Genomic DNA, 20,536 nt, shown 5'->3' with positions numbered 1-20,536 from the left:
ACGCACCGCACCAGGGCCGCACCAGGGCCGCACCAGGTTCACACCGGGCCCGTCGGTCGGCGTGGCCGGAGGCGCTGCGGTCACCCGGACGTCCACAATGTCCGCATGGTCCTCGCGCCGTCCGTCTCGTCGTCCATCACCGCCCGGCTGGAGGTCCGCGCCCGCCCGACGGCGGTCTCGGACCTCACCACCGCGATCGAACGGTCCGGCGGCATCGTCACCGCGCTGGACGTCACCGCGTCCTTCCACGAGACGATGACCGTCGACGTCACGTGCGCCACCCGCGACACCGACCACGCCGCGGACGTGGTCCAGGCCCTGGACGAGCTCGAGGGCGTGGTCGTGCAGCGGGTGTCCGACCGCACGTTCCTCATGCACCTGGGCGGCAAGCTCTCGATCGAGTCCAAGGTGCCGCTGCGCAACCGGGACGACCTGTCGATGGCGTACACGCCCGGCGTCGCCCGCGTCTGCCGCGCGATCGCGGACCACCCCGAGGACGCCCGGCGCCTGACGATCAAGCGCAACACCATCGCCGTGGTCACCGACGGCACCGCGGTGCTCGGCCTCGGCGACATCGGCCCGCTGGCGGCGCTGCCCGTGATGGAGGGCAAGGCCGTGCTGTTCAAGCGGTTCGCCGGCATCGACGCGTTCCCGATCTGCCTCGACACGACCGACGTGGACCGCATCGTGGAGACGGTGGTGGCGATCGCCCCCGCCTTCGCCGGCATCAACCTCGAGGACATCTCCGCCCCGCGGTGCTTCGAGATCGAGCGCCGCCTGCGCGAGCGCCTGGACATCCCCGTCTTCCACGACGACCAGCACGGCACCGCGATCGTCGTGGTCGCGGCCCTGACCAACGCGTTGCAGGTGGTCGGCAAGCGCATCGGTGACGTGCGCGTGGTCATGTCCGGCGCGGGCGCGGCGGGCACGGCCGTGCTGCGGCTGCTGCTCGCCGCGGGGGTGCGGGACGTCGTCGTCGCCGACATCGACGGGGTCGTGCACCGCGACCGGCCCGGGCTGAGCCCGTCGCTGCGGTGGACCGCGGAGGCCACCAACCACCGGGGCCTGACCGGCACGCTGCGCGACGCGGTCGTCGACGCCGACGTCTTCATCGGCCTGTCGGCACCCGACGTCATCACCGGGGACGACGTGGCACGCATGGCCCCCGACGCCATCGTGTTCGCACTGGCCAACCCGCGCCCGGAGGTGGACCCCGACGACGCGGCACGCCACGCGGCCGTCGTCGGCACGGGGCGCTCCGACTTCGCCAACCAGATCAACAACGTGCTGGCGTTCCCGGGCGTCTTCCGCGGGCTGCTCGACGCGCAGTCCCGCACCGTCACGGAGTCGATGCTGCTCGCCGCGGCGTACGCGCTGGCGTCGGTCGTGCACCCGGACGAGCTGAACCCCACGTACATCGTCCCCAGCGTCTTCAACGCCGAGGCCACGTCGGCCGTCGCGGCGGCGGTGCGCCAGGCGGCCGAGGCGGAGCAGGGGCATGCCGGCCCCCGCCCCGAGACCGGTGAGATCGCCGCGGTCCGCCTGCGCACCACCTGACGCGAGCGGCCCCGCGTGCCCCGGCACACGGACGGGCCCCGCTCCGGTGGTCCGGAGCGGGGCCCACGGTCGCGATCAGCCCTTGACGGAGCCGAGCATGATCCCGGACACGAAGTACCGCTGCACGAACGGGTAGATGCAGAGGATCGGGATGATCGTCAGGATCATCGTCACCGCCTGGATGTTCGCCGAGATCGCCTCCTTGGTGGACCCGGCGGCGGCCGCGCCCTGGGAGGCTGCCGAGGACGCCCCCGCGATCATGTTGCGCAGGTACAGCGTCACCGGGAACAGCTCCTGCTTGTCCAGGTAGAGGAACGCGGCGAACCAGTCGTTCCAGATCGCCACCGAGTAGAAGAGGATCATCGTGGCGATGACCGGCTTCGACAGCGGCAGCACGATCCGCCGGAAGATGCCCCACCAGCCGAGCCCGTCGATCTGCGCGGCCTCCTCGAGCTCGGAGGCCATGTTCTCGAAGAACGACTTCATGACCAGCAGGTTGAACACCGAGATCGCCCCCGGCAGGACGACGGCCCACATCGTGTTCTTCAGACCGAGGGTCTGGATCAGCACGTAGTTGGGGATCAGGCCACCGTTGAAGAACATCGTGAAGACGGCGATGCCGATCAGCAGGTTGCGCCCGCGCAGCTGCTTCCTCGCCAGCACGAACGCCAGGAGCGTGGTGAGCACCATGGCGATCGTGGTCCCGACGAGCGTGTAGATCACGGTGTTCTTGTACGACGACCAGAACAGGTCGTTCGCGATGACGACCTTGTACGTGTCGAGGTTGAAGCCGATGGGCCACACGTTGACCAGGCCCGCCTTGACGGCGCCCGCGCTGCTGAACGACTGCGCGAGCACGGTGACGAACGGGTACAGCATGAGTCCGCACAGCAGCACGAGGAACGTGCCGTTGAACCAGGTGAAGGCCTTGTAGCCCTTCGAGTCCTTCGGGCCGACGGGCTTGCCACCCCCGGCCTCCGGGCCCGCTGTCAGGGCGCTCTGGGTCACCACAGGCTTGCTCCCACCACTCGTCGCGACACGAAGTTCGCGGAGAGGATCATCACGAGGCCGATGATCGCCTGGAACAGGCCGATCGCCGTCGCGTAGCTGAAGTTGTTGGACACGAGACCCACGCGGTAGAGGTACGTCGAGACGACGTCACCGGTGGCGTAGGTCAGCGGGTTGTAAAGGAGGAGGACCTTCTCGAACCCGACGTTGAGGAACAGGCCGATGTTGAGGATGAGCAGCGTGATCATCGTCGGCCGGATGCCCGGCAGGGTGACGTGCCACGTCTGGCGCAACCGGCCGGCACCGTCGATGCGTGCGGCCTCGTAGAGCGAGGCGTCGACCGTGGTCAGGGCGGCGAGGTAGAGGATCGTCCCCCAGCCGACGGTCTGCCAGACCTCGGAGCCCACGTAGACCGTGCGGAACCACTCCGCTCGCTGGAGGAACGGGATCGCCTCCCCGCCCATCGCCTCGATGACCTGGTTCACGGTGCCCTGCAGCGACAGCAGCTGCATCACCATGCCGACGACGATGACGACCGACAGGAAGTGCGGCAGGTACGAGATCGACTGGATCACGCGCTTGAAGGCCGACTTGCGGACCTCGTTGAGCAGCAGCGCCAGGACGATCGGCAGCGGGAAGCAGAAGAGCAGCGTGAGCCCGCCGAGGATGACGGTGTTGGCGAAGACGTTCCAGAAGTTCGGGTCGTTGAGGAACAGCTGGATGTACCGCATACCGACCCACTCGTCACCGAAGATGCTGCCGCCGGGTCGGAATCGGCGGAAGGCGATGATGTTGCCGAACATCGGCACGTACCGGAAGACGAGCAGGAACAGCACGGGGACCAGGGCCATCGCGTACAGGACCCAGTCGCGCCGCAGCGCGACCCGCCAGTTCACCTTGCCGGCGCGCCGCGGGCGCGGGGCCGGTCGTTCCGGGGAGGGTACGACGACCCCCTCGGGAGGCGTCGTCGTCGCGAGGGCGTCGCCCGTCGCATGAGCAGCGCTCATGTCTCACTCCTTCGTGAGCGGGATCGGAGGCCCGGTGGGCCGGCCCCGTCGCAGGGACCGGCCCACCGTGCCTGGTGGAGCGTCAGCTCAGGATCAGCTGTTGGCCCGCTCGTAGGCCCCGTTGATGAGGTCCATGTAGCCCGACAGGCCCTGGCCCTCAAGGCCGCTCACGTAGTCGTCCCACTCCGACAGGTCGCGCTGCCCGAGGATGAAGGCGAGCGTCGCCGTGTCGACCGTGTCCTTCAGCGGCGTGCCGAGCAGCGAGGACTGCTCGAGCTCCGCCTCGTCCAGCGGGTGCGGCGGCATCGGGTCGCGCGGCGTCCGGGTCTCCTGGATGGCCTCGATGTACTCGACGTACGCCGGGGTGTTGTAGGACGTCTTCAGCTCGATGGACTCGGTGGAGCCGGTGAGCACGTCGTTCGCGAAGCCGAGGTCCTTCTTGAGGTCGATCGTCCCCGACGGGTTGAGGTTGAGCTGCTTCAGCGTGTACTCCGGGTTGAGGGTGTACTTGCCCTCGGCGTCCTTCGTGTAGTGCGTGCCCTCGACGCCCCACTGGATCAGCTCACGGGCCTCGGGGTTGTAGTACAGCCAGTCCGTGAAGTGCAGCAGGTCGCAGAAGTTCTCGTCCTTCGCGGCGTCAGCCGTGAGCATGAAGCCGTTCCAGAAGTTGCGCGGCTCGACCATCTGGCCGGCCGGGCCGCCCGGGGGCGCGATCTGGACGAGCTCGTAGTCCGTGACACCGGCCGCGTCGAGCGCCGTGGCGAACTCCTGGACGGTCCACGAACCACCGGAGGCCGCGAAGACCTTCTCGGACGCGACCTTCTCGGTCACCGTGCCGCCGCCGCTGTCAGCCGCGGTGAAGGACTCGGTGTCGAGCAGGCCCTTCTCGGTCAGCCCGTTGAAGTAGGTGAGCATGTCCTTGTAGCCGTCGGTGGTACCGGCGTACACGAACTCACCGGCCTCCTCGTCCCACCAGGCGCCGTCGCCGAAGCCCCAGCCCGCGACGGTGCCGAAGGCGTGGGCCGCGTAGTTGGTGATGGCCCCACCCTCGAAGCCGTCGGCCAGCGGCGTGGAGTCCGGGTACTTGGCCTTGATGAGCTCGAGGCCCTTCTGCATGTCCTCCCACGTCTCGGGGACCGGCGCACCGACCTCGTCGAAGACGTCCTTGCGGATGATCACCGAGAACATCGGCACCGAGACCTCGTGCAGGCCCGGCGTCATGTAGTACTTGCCGTCCTCCTGGCGCAGGTCGTCGACCATGTCGACGAGGTCCCACTCCTCCGTGTACTTCTTGAAGTTCGGCATGTAGTCCGCGTAGTCGCTCAGCGGCACGACGGCGCCGGACGCGGCGAACTGCTGCTCCTCGCCCGTGTAGATGAGCGGGATGATCTGCGGCGCGTCACCGGCGCTGATGAGCAGCGAGCGCTTCTCCTCGTGGTCGCTGAAGGGGATGTTCGTCAGCTTGAGCTTGACGTTCGTCCGCTTCTCGATCTCGTCGAAGAACTCCCAGCTGTCCGTGATCGGGTAGTCCGCCCAGTCCGTCCACAGCAGGGAGAACTCGCGCGGCTCGGCCGCCTTCCACTGCTCGTCGGCGACGCTCTCCGTCGAGCACTCGAGGTCCGTGGCCTCACCGTCGGCGTCGGTCGAGCCGCCGCCACCGCTGCCGCAGGCGGCGAGCGCCAGCGCACCCACCACCGTCAGCGCCCCCGCGGCGCGCGCCGAGCGCGCCCGCCGTCCTGCCAGATGTCCCGCACGTGCCATCAGGGCTCTCCTCTTCGAGATCCGGTCCCAGGCGACGACCCGGGCGTTGGAGCAGGGAAAACGACACCGCTGACGCGTGCGGTCCGCCGCGTCGCGCCACCGGCCCGACGGACCGTCGGCGTCGTCGCCGGGGCCAGTCGGAAGTATCGTCAGAAGTGAAGTATTAACGATACATCTGCCGATGTGCCGGGACGCTATGCGCCCCCGTGGCCGCCGGTCAAGTGACCTCTGCGGTCGTTACCGGATCGACGCCGAGCGCGTGTTCCGGACGGGTGCTTTCGTCCCACCCGGGGCCTCTGACCGGGGGGGACGATGATGCCGTGCTCACGATCACCGAAGCCGTCGCCGCGCACGCCGACGCCGCCACGCACAAGGTCGACCTGACCCGGTCCCCGGGTCTGTTCCTGGTCCGGACGATGCTGGCCGGTGCCTACATCGGCATCGGCGTCCTCATCATGGTCACCGCCGGCGGTCCCCTGACCGTCGCCGGCTCGCCGTGGGCGCCGCTCGTCAACGGCGCCGTGTTCGGCATCGCGCTGACCATCGTGCTCGTGGCCGGCGGCGAGCTCGCCACGAGCGCCATGATGATCCTCACCCAGGGCGCGATGACCCGGCGCGTCACGTGGGGCCGGGCGGGCCTGACGCTGCTCGCGTGCCTGGGCGGCAACCTGCTCGGCGCGATGGCCTTCGCCGGCCTCCTGCACGTGTCGGGGGTGCTGGCCCCCGGGACCGCCGGCGGCGAGGCGATCGCGGGGATGATCGCGCACAAGGCGGAGGCCACCACGGCACAGCTGGTCGTGCGCGGCGTCCTGTGCAACCTGCTCGTCTGCCTGGCCGTGTGGTGCTGGGCGCGGCTCACGAGCGAGACCGCCCGGATCATCGCGGTCTTCGCCTGCGTGCTGGTCTTCATCACCTCCGGCTTCGAGCACGTCGTGGCCAACATGACGACGTTCTCGCTGGGCCTGTACGGCGGGCTGCCCGACGCGACGGTCGCGGAGTTCGCCCGCAACCTCGTGGCCGTGGGCGTCGGCAACACGATCGGCGGCGCGCTGCTGGTGGGGGCGGCCTACGCGTACGGCGCGCGCGTCCCCGCGCTGCCGGGCGCGGACGCCCACGAGCCCGCCACCACCGACGCCGCACCGCCCGCCTCCCCCGCGGACGACGGCCGCACGCCCGCCCCGGCGGCGGACGCGGACCCCTCGGGCCCCGACGCGGTGGCCCCGGCGCCGCCGCTGCCGGTCGGCCGCGGCTGACGGGACGCGCGCGCCGAACGGCGGGCGGCGCACGCGCGCAATAGCGTGGCCCCGCAGGGCGTCGCACGACGCGCCACCCCGACCCGAGGAGCACGCGTGAGCACCACGGACCCCGAGCGCCCGGGAGACCGGCCGACCACGGGCGGCACCCCGGGTGCGACCCCCGTCGACGCGGGCGAGACGGACACCGGTCGGCACGCGGTGCAGCGACCCGCTCCCACGCCGCCCGACCCCGCCGGCGGACGGCCTGCGGCACCGGCCGCGGCACCGCCCACCGCACCACCCGCCGCACCACGCGCAGCCCCGGGCGCGACGTCCGGCACCGACGCCCCTCGGCCCTCCGACGGGACCGGCGACGCAGAACCGGCGCGTGACGCCGGGACGTCCACGGACGGCGCGGCCACCGGCGACGAGCTCTTCCCCGACCCCAACGCCCCGCGCACCCCCCGCACGGGCACCCACGTGCTCGGTGTGCTCGTCGGCCTCCTGCTGGCACCCGTCGCGCTCGGCCTGCTGCTGCTGGGCCAGAGCCGCATCCTGCGGGTCCAGGTCGACGGCTGGGACGCCTCGCTCGAGCTGCTGGGCATCGTGCTGGTCAGCACCGGCGCCGTGCTCCTCGCGGCGCTGCTGCTGCTGGGCCTGTGGACCGCGGCGGCGCCCGTGACGGCCGGCCTCGTGCTGGGCGTCGTCGGCGGGGTGCAGCTGTACGCGCCGGGCATCGCACGCTCCAGCACGCTCGAGGTCGTGGGGTCCGACGCGTGGCACCTCACCACCACGCAGGTGACGGTCGCCGGCACGTCGGGGACGTCGATCACGGCCGGTGTGCTGCTGCTGACCGGCGGCGTGACCATCGCGCTCGCACGACGGCACGGCGTCCGGCTCGGCGCCTTCCGCGAGCGCAACCGGACGCTCTGACGGCACGGTCCGCGCCGCGAGGCGGTGCGCACGGACGGCTCCCGGGACTAAGGTCCGGTGACGAGGACCGCACTGGTCAGCCCCACCGTCGCACCGAAGCCGCTGCGTAGGAGACACCGTGACCGAACCGTCTGCCGCCCCGACGACCCCGCCGCCGCCGGCCGCGGAGCCCTCCACGGGGCTGGAGAACCTGCTGTCGGAGGAGCGTCGCTTCCCGCCGTCCGCCGAGTTCGCCGCCCAGGCCAACGCGACCGCCGACGCGTACGCGTGGGCCAACGCGGACCGGCCCGGCTTCTGGGCGGACCAGGCGCGTGAGCTGCTCACCTGGTCGACCCCGTTCACGCAGACGCTCGACTGGTCCGACGCCCCGTTCGCCCGGTGGTTCGCGGACGGTCGGCTGAACGCGGCGTACAACGCGGTGGACCGGCACGTCGAGGAGGGCCGCGGCGACCGGGTCGCGCTGCACTTCGAGGGCGAGGGCGGTGACACCCGGACCCTGACGTACGCGGACCTGCAGCGCGAGGTCTCCAAGGCGGCCAACGCGATCACCGCGCTGGGCGTGGGCACGGGCGACCGGGTCGCGATCTACCTGCCGCTGATCCCCGAGGCCGTCGTGACGATGCTCGCGTGCGCGCGCATCGGCGCGCCCCACTCCGTGGTCTTCGGCGGCTTCTCCGCCGAGGCGCTGAGCTCGCGCATCCTCGACGCCGAGGCCAAGCTCGTCGTCACGTCCGACGGCGGGTTCCGCCGCGGCAAGCCGTCCGCGCTGAAGCCCGCGGTGGACGAGGCGCTCGCCAAGGGCGCCCCCACCGTCGCGCACGTGCTCGTGGTGCGGCGCACGGGTCAGCCCGTGGAGTGGACGCCGGGCCGCGACGTCTGGTGGCACGACGCGGTCGAGGCGGCGTCCTCGCAGCACACGCCCGTGGACGTCGAGGCCGAGCACCCGCTGTTCATCCTGTACACGTCCGGCACCACGGGGAAGCCGAAGGGCATCTTCCACACCACCGGCGGCTACCTCACGCAGGCGGCGTACACGCACCTCAACGTCTTCGACCTCAAGCCGGAGACCGACGTGTACTGGTGCACGGCGGACGTCGGCTGGATCACCGGGCACACGTACGTCGTGTACGGGCCGCTGCTCAACGGGGCCACCCAGGTCATCTACGAGGGCACGCCGGACACGCCGCACCGGGGGCGCTGGTGGGAGATCGTCCAGAAGTACGGCGTGACGATCCTCTACACCGCCCCCACGGCCATCCGCACCTGCATGAAGTGGGGCGAGGAGATCCCCGGGGAGTTCGACCTGTCCTCCCTGCGCGTGCTCGGGTCGGTGGGCGAGCCCATCAACCCCGAGGCGTGGATGTGGTACCGCCGCGTCATCGGTGGCGACCGCACGCCGATCGTCGACACGTGGTGGCAGACCGAGACGGGCGCGATCATGATCAGCCCCCTGCCCGGCGCCACCGAGGCCAAGCCCGGGTCCGCGCAGGTGCCGCTGCCGGGCATCGCGGCCGACGTCGTCGACGACGACGCGAAGCCCGTGCCGAACGGCGGCGGCGGCTACCTCGTCGTCACCGAGCCGTGGCCGTCGATGCTCCGCGGCATCTGGGGCGACCCCGAGCGGTACAAGGACACCTACTGGTCGCGGTTCACCGACCTCTACTTCGCCGGCGACGGCGCCAAGAAGGACGCCGACGGGGACATCTGGCTGCTGGGCCGCGTGGACGACGTGATGAACGTGTCCGGGCACCGGCTGTCGACCACCGAGATCGAGTCGGCGCTGGTGTCGCACCCGTGGGTGGCGGAGGCCGCCGTCGTCGGCGCGACGGACGAGACGACGGGCCAGGCGGTGGTCGCGTTCGTCATCCTGCGCGGCGACGCCACGGAGGCTGCCGGCGCCGAGGCCTCGACCGTGCAGGAGACGCTGCGTACCCACGTGGCCAAGGAGATCGGGCCGATCGCCAAGCCGCGGCAGATCCTCGTCGTCGCCGAGCTGCCGAAGACGCGCTCCGGCAAGATCATGCGGCGCCTGCTGCGGGACGTCGCGGAGCACCGGAAGGTCGGTGACGCGACGACGCTGGCGGACTCCTCGGTGATGGACCTCATCGCCCAGGGGCTCGCGCGGCCCACCGCGTCGACCTCGGACTGACACCGGGCACAGGGGCGCCCCGGGCCGGGACCGACACCGCCCGGCCCGGGCGCTCCGCGGGTCGCGGTGGACCCGGACGAAGCGCGGGGTCCGGACGACCCGCCGCACCCCTTCCCGGGTCGCGCGGCCACGGACCGGGTTCCCGGCGTCGACGGACCGCTGCTGCCCGCACCCGTGCCGAGGGCGCGCGGAAGGCGCGATCCGCGGCGAAACGCTTCACCGATGGGAGGCGTCCCGGGCCCGCTGGTTGTCTGACCGCCGCACCCACCTGCCGGTCGGTGGGAGGGCGCGCCCCGGACACCTTCGCGGAACGAGGACGTCGATGAAGAACATCTCCCTGCGCGCTGCCGCTGCCTGCGGCACCGCGCTCCTGGTACTCGGCGGGTCGACCGTCGTGGCCACCACCGCCACCGCGGCCGACCCCGTCGGCCTGCACATCTCCGGCACGCAGCTGGTCGAGCAGGACGGCACGCCGTTCGTCGCCCGCGGCGTCAGCCACGCCCACACCTGGTACACCCAGGAGACCGACCGGGCCGTCCCGGCGATCCGTGCCGCCGGCGCCAACGCGCTGCGCGTCGTGCTGTCGAACGGCGGACGCTGGACGCGGAACGACGCCGCGGACGTCGCCGACGTCATCGAGCTGTGTCGCACCAACCAGCTGGTCTGCATGCTCGAGGTGCACGACACCACCGGCTACGGCGAGCAGTCCGGCGCCGTCACGCTCGACGCCGCCGCCGACTACTGGGTGTCCCTGAAGCCCGTGCTGCAGGGCACCGAGGACTTCATCCAGGTCAACATCGGCAACGAGCCGTACGGCAACGACGACGCGGTGTCCGCCGGGTGGGCCGCCGACACGGCGGCCGCGGTGCGGAAGCTGCGCGCCGCGGGCCTGCGCCACAACATCGTCGTCGATGCGCCGATGTGGGGTCAGGACTGGAAGGGCATCATGCGCGACCAGGCGCAGACCGTCGCCGCCGCCGACCCGGACGGCAACACGCTGTTCTCGGTGCACATGTACGGCGTGTACGCGCAGGCGTCGACCATCACCTCGTACCTCGACGCGTTCGAGGCGAAGGGCCTGCCGCTGGTCATCGGCGAGTTCGGGTACGACCACTCGGACGGCAACCCCGACGAGGCGACGATCATGCGCGAGGCCGTCGAGCGCGGCATCGGCTACTACGGCTGGTCCTGGTCGGGCAACGGCGGCGGTGTCGAGTACCTCGACATGGTCACCGCGTTCGACCCGGCCCGGAAGACCACCTGGGGCACGCTGATCTTCGACGGCGTCAACGGCATCAGGCAGACCGCCCGGACGGCGACGTTCTTCTCCGGCGCCACGCCCACGCCCACGGTGAGCCCCACGGCGACGCCCACGGTCACGCCGACGCCGACGGTCACGCCGACCGTGACCCCGACGGCGGCCCCCGGCCCGACGGCCACGCCGACGCCCGGCTCCGGCACCGCCTGCACGGCCCGGCTGACGGTGGCCAACGCCTGGCCCGGTGGCTTCCAGGCCTCCGTCGACGTCACCGCGGGCGCGGGGTCGATCGGGGGCTGGACGACGACGTTCAGCCTGCCGGGCGGCGCCGCCGTCGCGCAGGGCTGGAGTGCCGCGTTCAGCACCACCGGCTCGACGGTGACCGCCACCAACGCCGCGTGGAACGGCTCCCTGGGCGCCGGCCGGACCGTCACCTACGGGTTCATCGGATCGGGCACCGCCCCGACCGGGACCGTCCCGGTCACCTGCCGCTGACACCACCTGATCGGGCGTGCGCGTCCACCCGTCGGCCCCGCCCCTCCCCCGGGGCGGGGCCGACGTCCGTGCGACGTGAGCGTGTGACCGGCGATCCGGCCGTACCCGGAGCGTGCTCGGCCGAGGGCCGGCCGCACCGAGCGTCAGCGGCGCACCGACCGCCGCGCCGCACCCGGGCTGCGCCACGTGGTGACCGCGCCCGGGTCGACCGCACCGCTGCGGCGCCACCGGACCCGGTCGCTCCTCGCCCGCCCACAGCCCATCCGGCGGTTGGTCGGTCCACCGGCCGCCGTGGCCACACCGCCGGCGCGGTCGCGGTGGTGCAGCGTGTGACGCATGCCCACGCCCTCCGCCCGCTCCGGTCGGGGAGGTGCGCCGCCGGTACCTGCGGGCGTGCGGCAGGGAAGGCGACCCGGCCGAGGGTGGCAGAGCCCGGCGCGAGGCCTGCACCACGCGCCGGACCGACGGCCGCTCGAGGCCTGGCAGCAGGTGCTGCCGCCGTCCGCCGCCTTCTCGCACCTCACGGCCGCCGGGCTGCACGGCTGGTGGCTCCCCCAGCTGCCGGACGGTCTGCCTGTCCTTGTCGACCAGGCCGAGCACGACCATCGCACACGGCTGCCGGGCATCCGCGTCACCCGGACCGCCGGCCCCGTCCCCAGCACGGACGTCGACGGCCTGCGCGTCGCGACGGCGGAGCAGACCCTGCTGGCGTGCTCGCGTGACCTCGCCCTGCTCGACGTCATCGTGCTCGTGGACGCCGCGCTGCGTGCGGGCTGCAGCGTCGACGCGGTGCTGGACGCCTGCCGGCCGGGGCGTCGGGGCGTCGTCGTCCTCCGGCAGGCGCTCGCGCTGGCGGACCCGCGCAGCGAGTCCCCGTGGGAGACCGTGCTCCGTGTCATGCACGTGCTGCTCGGTGCGCAGGTGGTCCCGCAGCACGTGGTGCGGGACGACTCGGGCGTGTTCGTCGCCCGCGGTGACCTGTGGCTCACGGGGACGACCACCCTGCACGAGTACGACGGCGCGGTCCACCGGGAACCCGGTCGGCACACGGCCGACCTGCGTCGGGCCCGTGCTCTCACCGCGGCCGGCTGGACCCGCCGCGGGTACACCGTTGCCGACCTACGGGACCGTCCGGTGGGCGTCGCGCGGGACGTCGACGCCGCGCTCGGACGCGAGCACGACCCCGCGCGCGTCCGCCCGTGGCTCACCCTGCTCGCCGGGTCCACCTTCACCCCGTCCGGCCGCGCCCGTCTGACCCGCCGGCTCCGCCCTCGCTGACCCCGCCTGCCCGGCTCCGCCCGGCAACGACCTACCTCCGGTCGACCACTGGTCACCTGGGAGCACCCGGCACCCCCGGAACAGCCCCCAACCGACCAGTGGTCAGCACACCGAGCACGCCGCCCGCACGACACCCACCGCACCAGCACCAGCACCCCGACGACGACCACTGGTCACCTGGGAGCACCCAACGCCCCAGGAACAGCTCCCAACTGACCAGTGGTCGACGTGGCGGCGGCTCGGAGTGGCGGCGACCGACGTGGCGGCGGGCCGACGTGGTGACCGGGTCATCCGACGACGCCGCGCCGGGCCAGCTCGTGGGGCTCGGTGGCGGCGTGCGGCTCAGGCCCGTCGCGGCGTGCTCACCAGCGCAGCTCGCGACGCAGGCGGCGCACGGCCTCCCGGCCCGCGCGGTTGGCGCCGACGGTCGACGCGCTCGGCCCGTACCCGACGAGCTGGAGGCGGGGCTCGGCCACGACCTGGGTGCCGTCCATGACGATGCCGCCGCCCGGCGAGCGCAGCCCGAGAGGCGCCAGGTGGTCGAGCGAGGCCCGGAACCCGGTCGCCCACAGGATCGTGCGCGCCTCGACGAAGGGTGGGCCCGGCACCCAGCCGCCCGGTGCCGTCCCCGACCGCGCGTCCGCCGCGGCGGTCGGCCCGGGGGTCGTCGGCCCGGCGGCCGTCGGCCCGGGGGTCGTGGCCGGGTCCCACACCACGCCGTCGTCGACGAGGCGCGAGAACATCGGGCGGGCGCGCAGCACACCGGCCTCGATCCCCGCGCGGTACGCGGGGGTCAGCGGCAGGCCGGTGACGGAGACGACGGACTCGGGCACCAGCCCGGCGCGCACCCGGTCGTCCACGCGGGCCACCGCGTCGCGGCCCAGCTCGGGGGTGAACTCCTCGTCGACCCACGCGGGCGGGCGGCGGGTCACCCAGGTGGTCGTGGTCACGTCGGCGACCTGCAGCAGCAGCTGCACGGCCGAGGTGCCGCCGCCGACCACGACGACGTGCCCGTCCGCCAGGTCGGCCGCGCTGCGGAAGTCCCGGGCGTGCAGCTGCCGACCCCGGAACGCACCGCGTCCGGGGTACGCCGGCCAGAAGGGCTTGCCCCAGGTGCCGGACGCGTTGACGATCCCGCGTGCCGACCACACGACCACCGCGTCGGGGTGGTCGACGTGCCGCGTGGTGACGAGGAACCGGGGCTCGTCGCCGTCCGGTGCGCGGTCCACCCGCTCGACGCGCACCGGCCGCTGCACGTTGAGGCCGAACGCCTCCTCGTACTGGGCGAAGTAGTAGGGCACCGCGTCCGCCGCCGGCTCGGCCGGGTCGGCGACCGCCAGCGGCATGCCCGGCAGGTCGTGCACGTGGTGCGCGTCGGCCATGGTCAGCGAGCGCCAGCGGTGCTGCCACGCACCCCCGGCGCGGTGGTTCGCGTCGAGCACGACGAACGTGCCGCGCGCGCGTTCCCAGCCGCGCGACCCGACCGCGACGAGCCCCGTGCGGGCCAGGTGGTAGGCGGTGGACAGCCCGGCCTGCCCGGCCCCCACGACGACGACGTCGACGTCGACCGTCCTCGGCGCCCGCGGCGCCCGGAGCGCACGGCGACCGCCGGCAGCGGGGGTGGCGACGGGGTGCTGAGGCATGGCGCAACCACGCTACCGGCAGATCCTGGACGACGGTCCATCCCCGAGCGGGCCCCGGGCACCGGGCGGCACCCACCGACGGCCGGGCGCCGCGCACCCGGGCAGTGGCCCGCCTGACGTGGGCGCGGTGCGCGGATCACCCGGCGGTCCCCCCGCCCGGCGCGCGGCACGTGGTGGGATGGACGCATGGCCCCCGGCACCGAGGTCCCGACGATCACCGCCGTCACCGGAGCGCTGCCGCCCGCACGGGCGACGGCAGTGCGCACGCTGCACCAGGACGCCGCCCGCGCCGACGGTGTCGCCCCGCTGTCCGAGCAGCCGCTGCTGTGGCTGCTCGACGAGCAGGCGCCGGTCGTCCACCTCCTCGTCACGGACGACGGCTCCGGCCCCGACGGGCCCGTCACCGGGTACGCCCAGCTCGACGTGGGCAGCGCCGGCACGGTGCGCGCCGAGCTGGTCGTCGCCCCGGGGCACCGGCGCCGCGGCGTGGCCCGCGCGCTGCTGGCCCGCGCGATGCAGGAGGCCGCGACGGTGCCCGGTCGGCGGCTGCACGTGTGGGCGCACGGCGACCTGCCGGCGGCACGCGCGGCGGCACGCGCCGTCGGCATGGTGGTGGTGCGCGAGCTGTGGCGCATGGCGACCGACCTCGCACGCACCCCGCCGCCGGCCGCCGCGCTGCCGCCCGGCGTGCAGGTCCGCGCGTTCGTCCCCGGGCAGGACGAGGACGCGTGGCGACGGGTCAACGCCCGGGCATTCGCCCACCACCCCGAGCAGGGTCGCATGACGTCCGCCGACCTGCGTGCCCGCGAGGGCGAGGCCTGGTTCGACCCGGCCGGGTTCCTGCTGGCCGAGCGGGACGGGAAGCTGCTCGGGTCGGTGTGGACCAAGGTGCACCCGGCCGACGAGGCCCCGGACGGCGCGCCCGGGCAGGAGGTCGGCGAGATCTACGTGGTCGGCGTCGACCCGGACGCGCAGGGCCTGGGCATGGGCCGCGCGCTGACGGCGCTGGGCCTGGCGCACCTGCGGGACCGCGGGCTGCGCACCGTCATCCTGTACACGGGCGCGGAGAACACCGTGGCGGTGCACACCTACGAGCGGGCCGGGTTCACCCGCACGGCCGTGGACGTCATGTACGGGCCGCCGCCGGTGGGCGCCCCGCCGGGGGACGTCGCCCCGGCGCGTGCGTCGGACGACACGACGACGCCCGACGGCGATGCCACGATGGGTTCATGACCGACGCCCCTGCGATCGATCCCGCCCTGGCCGAGCGGATCGCCGAGCACGTGGAGACCGCGGCCGAGCCGCCGACCACGGACAGCGACGCCCTGCCCGACGACCGGTTCCTCGACCGGGAGCTGTCCTGGCTCGCCTTCAACCAGCGCGTCCTGGAGCTGGCGGAGGACGAGAGCCTGCCCCTGCTGGAGCGCGTGCGCTTCCTCGCCATCTTCGCGTCGAACCTCGACGAGTTCTTCATGGTCCGGGTGGCGGGGCTCAAGCGCCGCATCGCGACGGGCATCGCCGTCACGGCGGCGTCCGGGCTGTCACCGCGCCAGGTGCTCGAGGCGATCAGCGAGCGCGCGCACGCCCTGATGGAGCGTCACGCGCGCGTGCTGTCGACCGTCGTGCAGCCGGCGCTGGCGGCCGAGGGCATCACGATCGTGCGCTGGGACGACCTGGGCGACGCGGAGCAGGACCGCCTGCACAAGTTCTTCCGCCGGCAGATCTTCCCGGTGCTGACCCCGCTCGCGGTGGACCCGGCGCACCCGTTCCCGTACATCTCCGGGCTGTCGCTGAACCTGGCGGTCAGCGTCGTCAACCCGGCCAGCGGCAAGGAGCACTTCGCGCGCGTCAAGGTCCCGCCGCTGCTGCCGCGCTACATCGCCGTGGATGCGGCGGGGCGGCCGTCGGCACCCGTGCCGCAGACCGCGGCGCCCGAGCGCGGACCGATGTCGTTCGTGCCGGTCGAGGACGTCATCGCCCAGCACCTCGACATGCTGTTCCCCGGCATGGAGGTCCGCGAGTTCCACACGTTCCGCATCACCCGCAACGAGGACGTGGAGGTCGAGGAGGACGACGCCGAGAACCTCCTCAAGGCGATGGAGAAGGAGCTCCTGCGCCGGCGCTTCGGCCCGCCGGTGCGCCTGGAGCTGGCCGAGGGCATCAGCCCGCGCGTGCGCAAGCTGCTGGTGCGCGAGCTCGGCATGTCCGAGGACGACGTGTACGAGCTGCCCGCGCCGCTCGACCACACGGGCCTCAACCTCATCGCCGACCTGGACCGCCCCGAGCTGCAGTTCCCGCGGTTCGTGCCGGCGACGCACCGCCAGCTCGCGGAGGTGGAGTCCGCGACGCCCACGAACGTCTTCGCGGCCATCCGCGCCCGCGACATCCTGCTGCACCACCCGTACGACTCCTTCTCGACGTCGGTGCAGACGTTCCTCGAGCAGGCGGCCGCCGACCCGGCCGTGCTGGCGATCAAGCAGACCCTGTACCGCACGTCGGGCGACTCCCCCATCGTCGACGCGCTCATCGACGCCGCGCAGGCCGGCAAGCAGGTCCTCGCGCTCGTCGAGATCAAGGCGCGGTTCGACGAGCAGAACAACATCTCGTGGGCCCGCAAGCTCGAGCAGGCCGGCGTGCACGTGGTGTACGGGATCGTCGGGCTGAAGACGCACTGCAAGCTGTCGCTGGTGGTGCGCCAGGAGGCCGACGGCCTGCGCCGCTACAGCCACGTGGGCACGGGCAACTACCACCCGCGGACCGCCCGGCTGTACACCGACCTGGGCCTGCTGACCGCGGACCCCGACGTCGGCCAGGACCTCACCCGCCTGTTCAACCAGCTGTCCGGCTACGCGCCGAAGTCGCGGTTCCACCGCCTGCTGGTGGCGCCGCGCTCCGTGCGCACCGGCCTGGTCGAGCGCATCGAGCGCGAGGCTGCGGCGGCACGCCGCGGGGACCCGGCCTGGATCAAGATCAAGGTCAACTCGATGGTCGACGAGACCACGATCGACGCCCTGTACCGCGCGTCGCAGGCCGGCGTCCCGGTGGACATCAACGTGCGCGGGATCTGCGCGCTGCGCCCCGGCGTGCCCGGGCTGTCGGAGAACATCCGGGTGCGCTCGATCCTCGGCCGGTTCCTGGAGCACTCCCGCGTCTTCGCGTTCGCCCACGCCACCCCCGACGAGGGTGACGGCTTCGAGGGGCCCGAGGTCTTCATCGGGTCGGCGGACCTCATGCACCGCAACCTCGACCGCCGGGTGGAGGCCCTGGTGCGGGTGGCCGACCAGGCCCAGATCACCGAGCTCGTCGAGTACCTCGACGAGACGATGGACGACGGCACGTCGTCCTGGCACCTGGGCCCCGACGGCGAGTGGGCCCGTCACACGCAGGGCGCGGACGGGCCGCTGGTGGACCTGCAGGAGGTCCTCATCCACCGGCAGAGGCGGCGGCCGGGCGCCGCACGGTGAAGGCCGTCGCCGCGGGTCCGGTCGAGGCGGCCGGCGCGCTCGTGTGGCGGGAGCGGGCCGGACGGCTGCAGGTCGCGCTCGTGCACCGCCCGCGCTACCGCGACTGGTCCTGGCCCAAGGGCAAGCTGGACCCGGGCGAGCTGCCGCCGGTCGCGGCCGTGCGCGAGGTCGAGGAGGAGACGGGGCTGGCGGTCGTCCTGGGGCTGCCCCTGCCCGGTCTGGAGTACCGGCTGGCCGACGGGCGGCCGAAGGTCGTGCACTACTGGGCGGCCCGCGTGGCCGGGCGGGGCGACGAGGCGCCGCTGCGGGCGCGTCCGCCCGTGCCGCACGCCGACCGCTCCGAGATCGACTTCTGGGAGTGGTTCGACGTCGCGCAGGCGGGGACGCGGCTCACGCGCCGCGCCGACCGCCGGCCGCTGGACGCGCTCGTCGAGGCCCACGCGAAGGGCCGCCTGGACACCCGAGCCCTGGTGGTCGCCCGCCACGGGCAGGCACGCAAGCGCAGCCTCTGGGACGGCACGGAGGACGACCGTCCGCTGACGGGCCTGGGGCTGCGCCAGGCGACCGCGATGACCCCGGCGCTGGCCGCGTTCGGGGTGCAGCACGTGGTGACGAGCCGCTGGGAGCGCTGCGCGGCGACGGTGGCGCCGTACGCCGTGGCCGCGGGGGTGGACCCGCAGGTGGCGGACGTGCTCACCGAGGCCGAGCACGACGCCTCACCGGCCCGCGTGGGCGGGACGGTCCGCGAGCTGCTGGACGGCCGCCGGGACTCGGTGCTGTGCACGCACCGTCCGGTGCTGCCGACCGTGCTCGACGTGCTGGCCGAGCACAGCCGCCGCCCGGTGGCCGACCAGCTGCCGCGCGGCAACCCGTTCCTGGCCCCGGCGGAGCTGCTCGTGGCGCACGCCGGGCCGACACCGCGCGGGGTGCGGGTGCTGGCCGTGGAACGTCACCGGTCGCCGGTCCCGGCGGCCTGACGCCGCTCAGCCCAGGATCGGGTGCAGCACCCAGAAGACGACGGCCGCCACCAGCGCGGCAGCCGGGATCGTGAGGATCCAGGCACCCGCGATGTTCTTGGCGACGCCCCACCGCACGGCCGACAGCCGCTTGGTGGCACCGACGCCCATGATCGCGGACGTGATGGTGTGCGTCGTGGAGACCGGTGCGTGCAGCGCGAAGGCGTTGACGTACAGCACGACCGCGGAGACGGACTCGGCGACGAACCCGCGGGCGGGGTCGAGCTCGATGATCTTGCGTCCCAGCGTGCGCATGATGCGCCACCCGCCCGCGTACGTGCCGGCCGAGATGGCGGCCGCCGCGGCGAGCTTGACCCACAGCGGGATGCCCTCGTCCGGGTTCGCCCAGCCGGCGGTGAGCAGCGCCAGGTAGATGACGCCCATGGTCTTCTGCGCGTCCTGCAGGCCGTGCCCCAGCGCCATGGCGGCGGCCGAGACGGTCTGCGCGATGCGGAACCGGCGGTTCACACGGGTCGGGGGGCGGTTGCGGATGAGCCACAGCAGCCCGACCATCACCGCGAACGCCAGGCCGAAGCCGATGAGCGGCGAGAAGATCATCGGCAGGACGACCTTGTCGACGATCGCCGAGCCGTAGATGCCGAAGCCGGCGGCGAGTCCCGCCCCGACCAGCCCGCCGATGAGGGCGTGCGTGGACGACGAGGGCAGGCCGAACCACCACGTGACCAGGTTCCACGCGATCGCGCCGACCAGTGCGCAGAGCACGACCACGAGCGCGGAGTGCGGTGGTTCGCCCTGCAGGTCGACGATCGACGTGGCGATGGTCTCGGCCACCTCGGTGCCGAGCAGCGCACCGGCGAAGTTCATGACGGCCGCCATGATCAGCGCCGCACGCGGGGTCAGCGCGCGCGTCGAGACCGACGTGGCGATGGCGTTGGCGGCGTCATGGAAGCCGTTCGTGTAGTCGAACCCGAGAGCGAGCGCGACGACGAAGACGACGAGCACAGGTTCCACGGGTGCTCAGGACTCCTTGAGCGCGATCGTCTCGACCGTGTTGGCCACCTTCTCGAAGGCGTCCGCCGCGTCCTCGAGCTTCTCGACGATCTCCTTGAGCTTCATCAGCAGGATCGGGTCGGCGATCTCGTCGAACATCTGCGCGAGCAGCTTGCGGTGCGACTTGTCCGCCTGGTTCTCGAGGCGGTTGACCTCGACCCAGTACTCCTGGAGCGAGTCCATGGACCGCAGGCGCGGCATGGCCTCGGCGGTGAGCTCGGCGGCGCGCTGCAGCACCTGGACCTGGTCGGACACGCGTGCCGGCAGCTCGTCGACCTTGTACAGGACGATGAGGTCGGACGCCTCGTCCATGTAGTCCATGCAGTCGTCGAGGCTCGACGCCAGGTCGTAGATGTCGTCCCGGTCGAACGGGGTGACGAACGTCTGGTTGAGGCGGCGCATGATCGTGTGCGTCGCGTCGTCGGCGGCGTGCTCGGCCTCCGCCATCCGCTTGTTGATCTCCTTGCGGGTGGCGCGGTCGGCCCCGAGCATCTCCGCCAGCAGGTTCGCACCCGTGACGAGATGCGTCGCGGACGCAGCGAAGAGGTCGAAGTACGAGGTGTCGCGCGGTGTCAGGCGCAGGCGCACGGAGGGCTCCGGGTCGTCGACTGGTGATGAGCCCCGGGATGGGGCCGTTGCTCAGCGTAACGGGCGCAGTACCGGGCTCATGACGGACCGAGGTCTCATGCGGGACGCCGCCGCGTGGTGCACCCTCGCGTGC

General features: G+C 73.0%; 15 protein-coding genes. 9 read left to right on the top strand and 6 right to left on the bottom strand.

The features are described from left to right. The first annotated feature begins 105 nt into the window (after nucleotides 1-105). Nucleotides 106-1,557, top strand: coding sequence for an NAD-dependent malic enzyme (locus tag BMZ16_RS04270; protein WP_089798299.1), 1,452 nt, complete (start codon nucleotides 106-108; stop codon nucleotides 1,555-1,557). Between the two features lie 75 nt (nucleotides 1,558-1,632). On the opposite strand, the gene BMZ16_RS04265 is transcribed toward BMZ16_RS04270, so the two are convergent. The 3 genes from BMZ16_RS04265 to BMZ16_RS04255 form a co-directional block, all read right to left on the bottom strand. Then, a complete protein-coding gene (locus BMZ16_RS04265) occupies nucleotides 1,633-2,565 on the bottom strand; it encodes a carbohydrate ABC transporter permease (RefSeq protein ID WP_255366347.1) in 933 nt (310 codons plus the stop codon). Further along, on the bottom strand, nucleotides 2,562-3,572 hold the full coding sequence (locus tag BMZ16_RS04260; RefSeq protein ID WP_089798298.1) for an ABC transporter permease: 1,011 nt from the start codon (nucleotides 3,570-3,572) through the stop codon (nucleotides 2,562-2,564). Before BMZ16_RS04260 ends, BMZ16_RS04265 begins: the two co-directional genes overlap by 4 nt. Nucleotides 3,573-3,665: 93 nt before the next feature. Continuing rightward, entirely contained in the window at nucleotides 3,666-5,333 is a 1,668-nt protein-coding gene (locus tag BMZ16_RS04255; protein ID WP_089798297.1) for an ABC transporter substrate-binding protein, read from the bottom strand. 320 nt (nucleotides 5,334-5,653) lie between these two features. On the opposite strand from BMZ16_RS04255, the gene BMZ16_RS04250 reads away from it, so the two are divergent. The 5 genes from BMZ16_RS04250 (at nucleotide 5,654) to BMZ16_RS04225 (ending at nucleotide 12,681) form a co-directional block, all read left to right on the top strand. Continuing rightward, nucleotides 5,654-6,586, top strand: coding sequence for a formate/nitrite transporter family protein (locus BMZ16_RS04250; RefSeq protein ID WP_089798296.1), 933 nt, complete (start codon nucleotides 5,654-5,656; stop codon nucleotides 6,584-6,586). A 96-nt stretch (nucleotides 6,587-6,682) separates the two neighbouring features. After that, nucleotides 6,683-7,501 carry a hypothetical protein gene (locus BMZ16_RS04245; protein ID WP_089798295.1) on the top strand — a complete coding sequence of 273 codons (819 nt, stop codon included), beginning with the start codon at nucleotides 6,683-6,685 and terminating at the stop codon, nucleotides 7,499-7,501. A gap of 118 nt (nucleotides 7,502-7,619) precedes the next feature. Continuing rightward, entirely contained in the window at nucleotides 7,620-9,650 is a 2,031-nt protein-coding gene (gene acs, locus BMZ16_RS04240) for an acetate--CoA ligase (protein WP_369822484.1), read from the top strand. A gap of 322 nt (nucleotides 9,651-9,972) precedes the next feature. Next, a complete protein-coding gene (locus tag BMZ16_RS04235; RefSeq protein WP_089798294.1) occupies nucleotides 9,973-11,403 on the top strand; it encodes a cellulase family glycosylhydrolase in 1,431 nt (476 codons plus the stop codon). Nucleotides 11,404-11,739: 336 nt separating this feature from the next. After that, complete coding sequence (locus BMZ16_RS04225) at nucleotides 11,740-12,681, top strand: hypothetical protein (protein WP_143082747.1); 942 nt, start codon at nucleotides 11,740-11,742, stop codon at nucleotides 12,679-12,681. 362 nt (nucleotides 12,682-13,043) lie between these two features. On the opposite strand, the gene BMZ16_RS04220 is transcribed toward BMZ16_RS04225, so the two are convergent. Next, nucleotides 13,044-14,324, bottom strand: a complete 1,281-nt coding sequence (locus BMZ16_RS04220; protein WP_089798291.1) for an NAD(P)-binding domain-containing protein — start codon at nucleotides 14,322-14,324, stop codon at nucleotides 13,044-13,046. A gap of 186 nt (nucleotides 14,325-14,510) precedes the next feature. Here BMZ16_RS04220 and mshD point away from each other — a divergent pair, with 186 nt between their 5' ends. From mshD to BMZ16_RS04205, 3 genes are read left to right on the top strand one after another with little or no spacing between them, the layout of a single operon-like run. Then, a complete protein-coding gene (gene mshD, locus BMZ16_RS04215; protein ID WP_089798290.1) occupies nucleotides 14,511-15,557 on the top strand; it encodes a mycothiol synthase in 1,047 nt (348 codons plus the stop codon). Continuing rightward, a complete protein-coding gene (locus BMZ16_RS04210; protein ID WP_089798289.1) occupies nucleotides 15,554-17,788 on the top strand; it encodes an RNA degradosome polyphosphate kinase in 2,235 nt (744 codons plus the stop codon). Before mshD ends, BMZ16_RS04210 begins: the two co-directional genes overlap by 4 nt. Next, nucleotides 17,785-18,765: an NUDIX hydrolase gene (locus tag BMZ16_RS04205; protein WP_089798288.1), complete on the top strand. Its 981-nt coding sequence runs from the start codon at nucleotides 17,785-17,787 to the stop codon at nucleotides 18,763-18,765. Before BMZ16_RS04210 ends, BMZ16_RS04205 begins: the two co-directional genes overlap by 4 nt. Nucleotides 18,766-18,771: 6 nt before the next feature. Here BMZ16_RS04205 and BMZ16_RS04200 read toward each other — a convergent pair whose 3' ends face one another. Further along, nucleotides 18,772-19,776 carry an inorganic phosphate transporter gene (locus tag BMZ16_RS04200; protein WP_089798287.1) on the bottom strand — a complete coding sequence of 335 codons (1,005 nt, stop codon included), beginning with the start codon at nucleotides 19,774-19,776 and terminating at the stop codon, nucleotides 18,772-18,774. 6 nt (nucleotides 19,777-19,782) lie between these two features. Continuing rightward, nucleotides 19,783-20,403, bottom strand: coding sequence for a DUF47 domain-containing protein (locus tag BMZ16_RS04195; protein ID WP_089798286.1), 621 nt, complete (start codon nucleotides 20,401-20,403; stop codon nucleotides 19,783-19,785). Between the last annotated feature and the right edge of the window lie 133 nt (nucleotides 20,404-20,536).

Origin of the sequence: Cellulomonas sp. KH9 (assembly GCF_900114185.1) — a bacterium.
In the GTDB taxonomy this organism is placed as follows: domain Bacteria; phylum Actinomycetota; class Actinomycetes; order Actinomycetales; family Cellulomonadaceae; genus Cellulomonas.
This window is presented reverse-complemented; position numbering and strand designations above follow the sequence as displayed.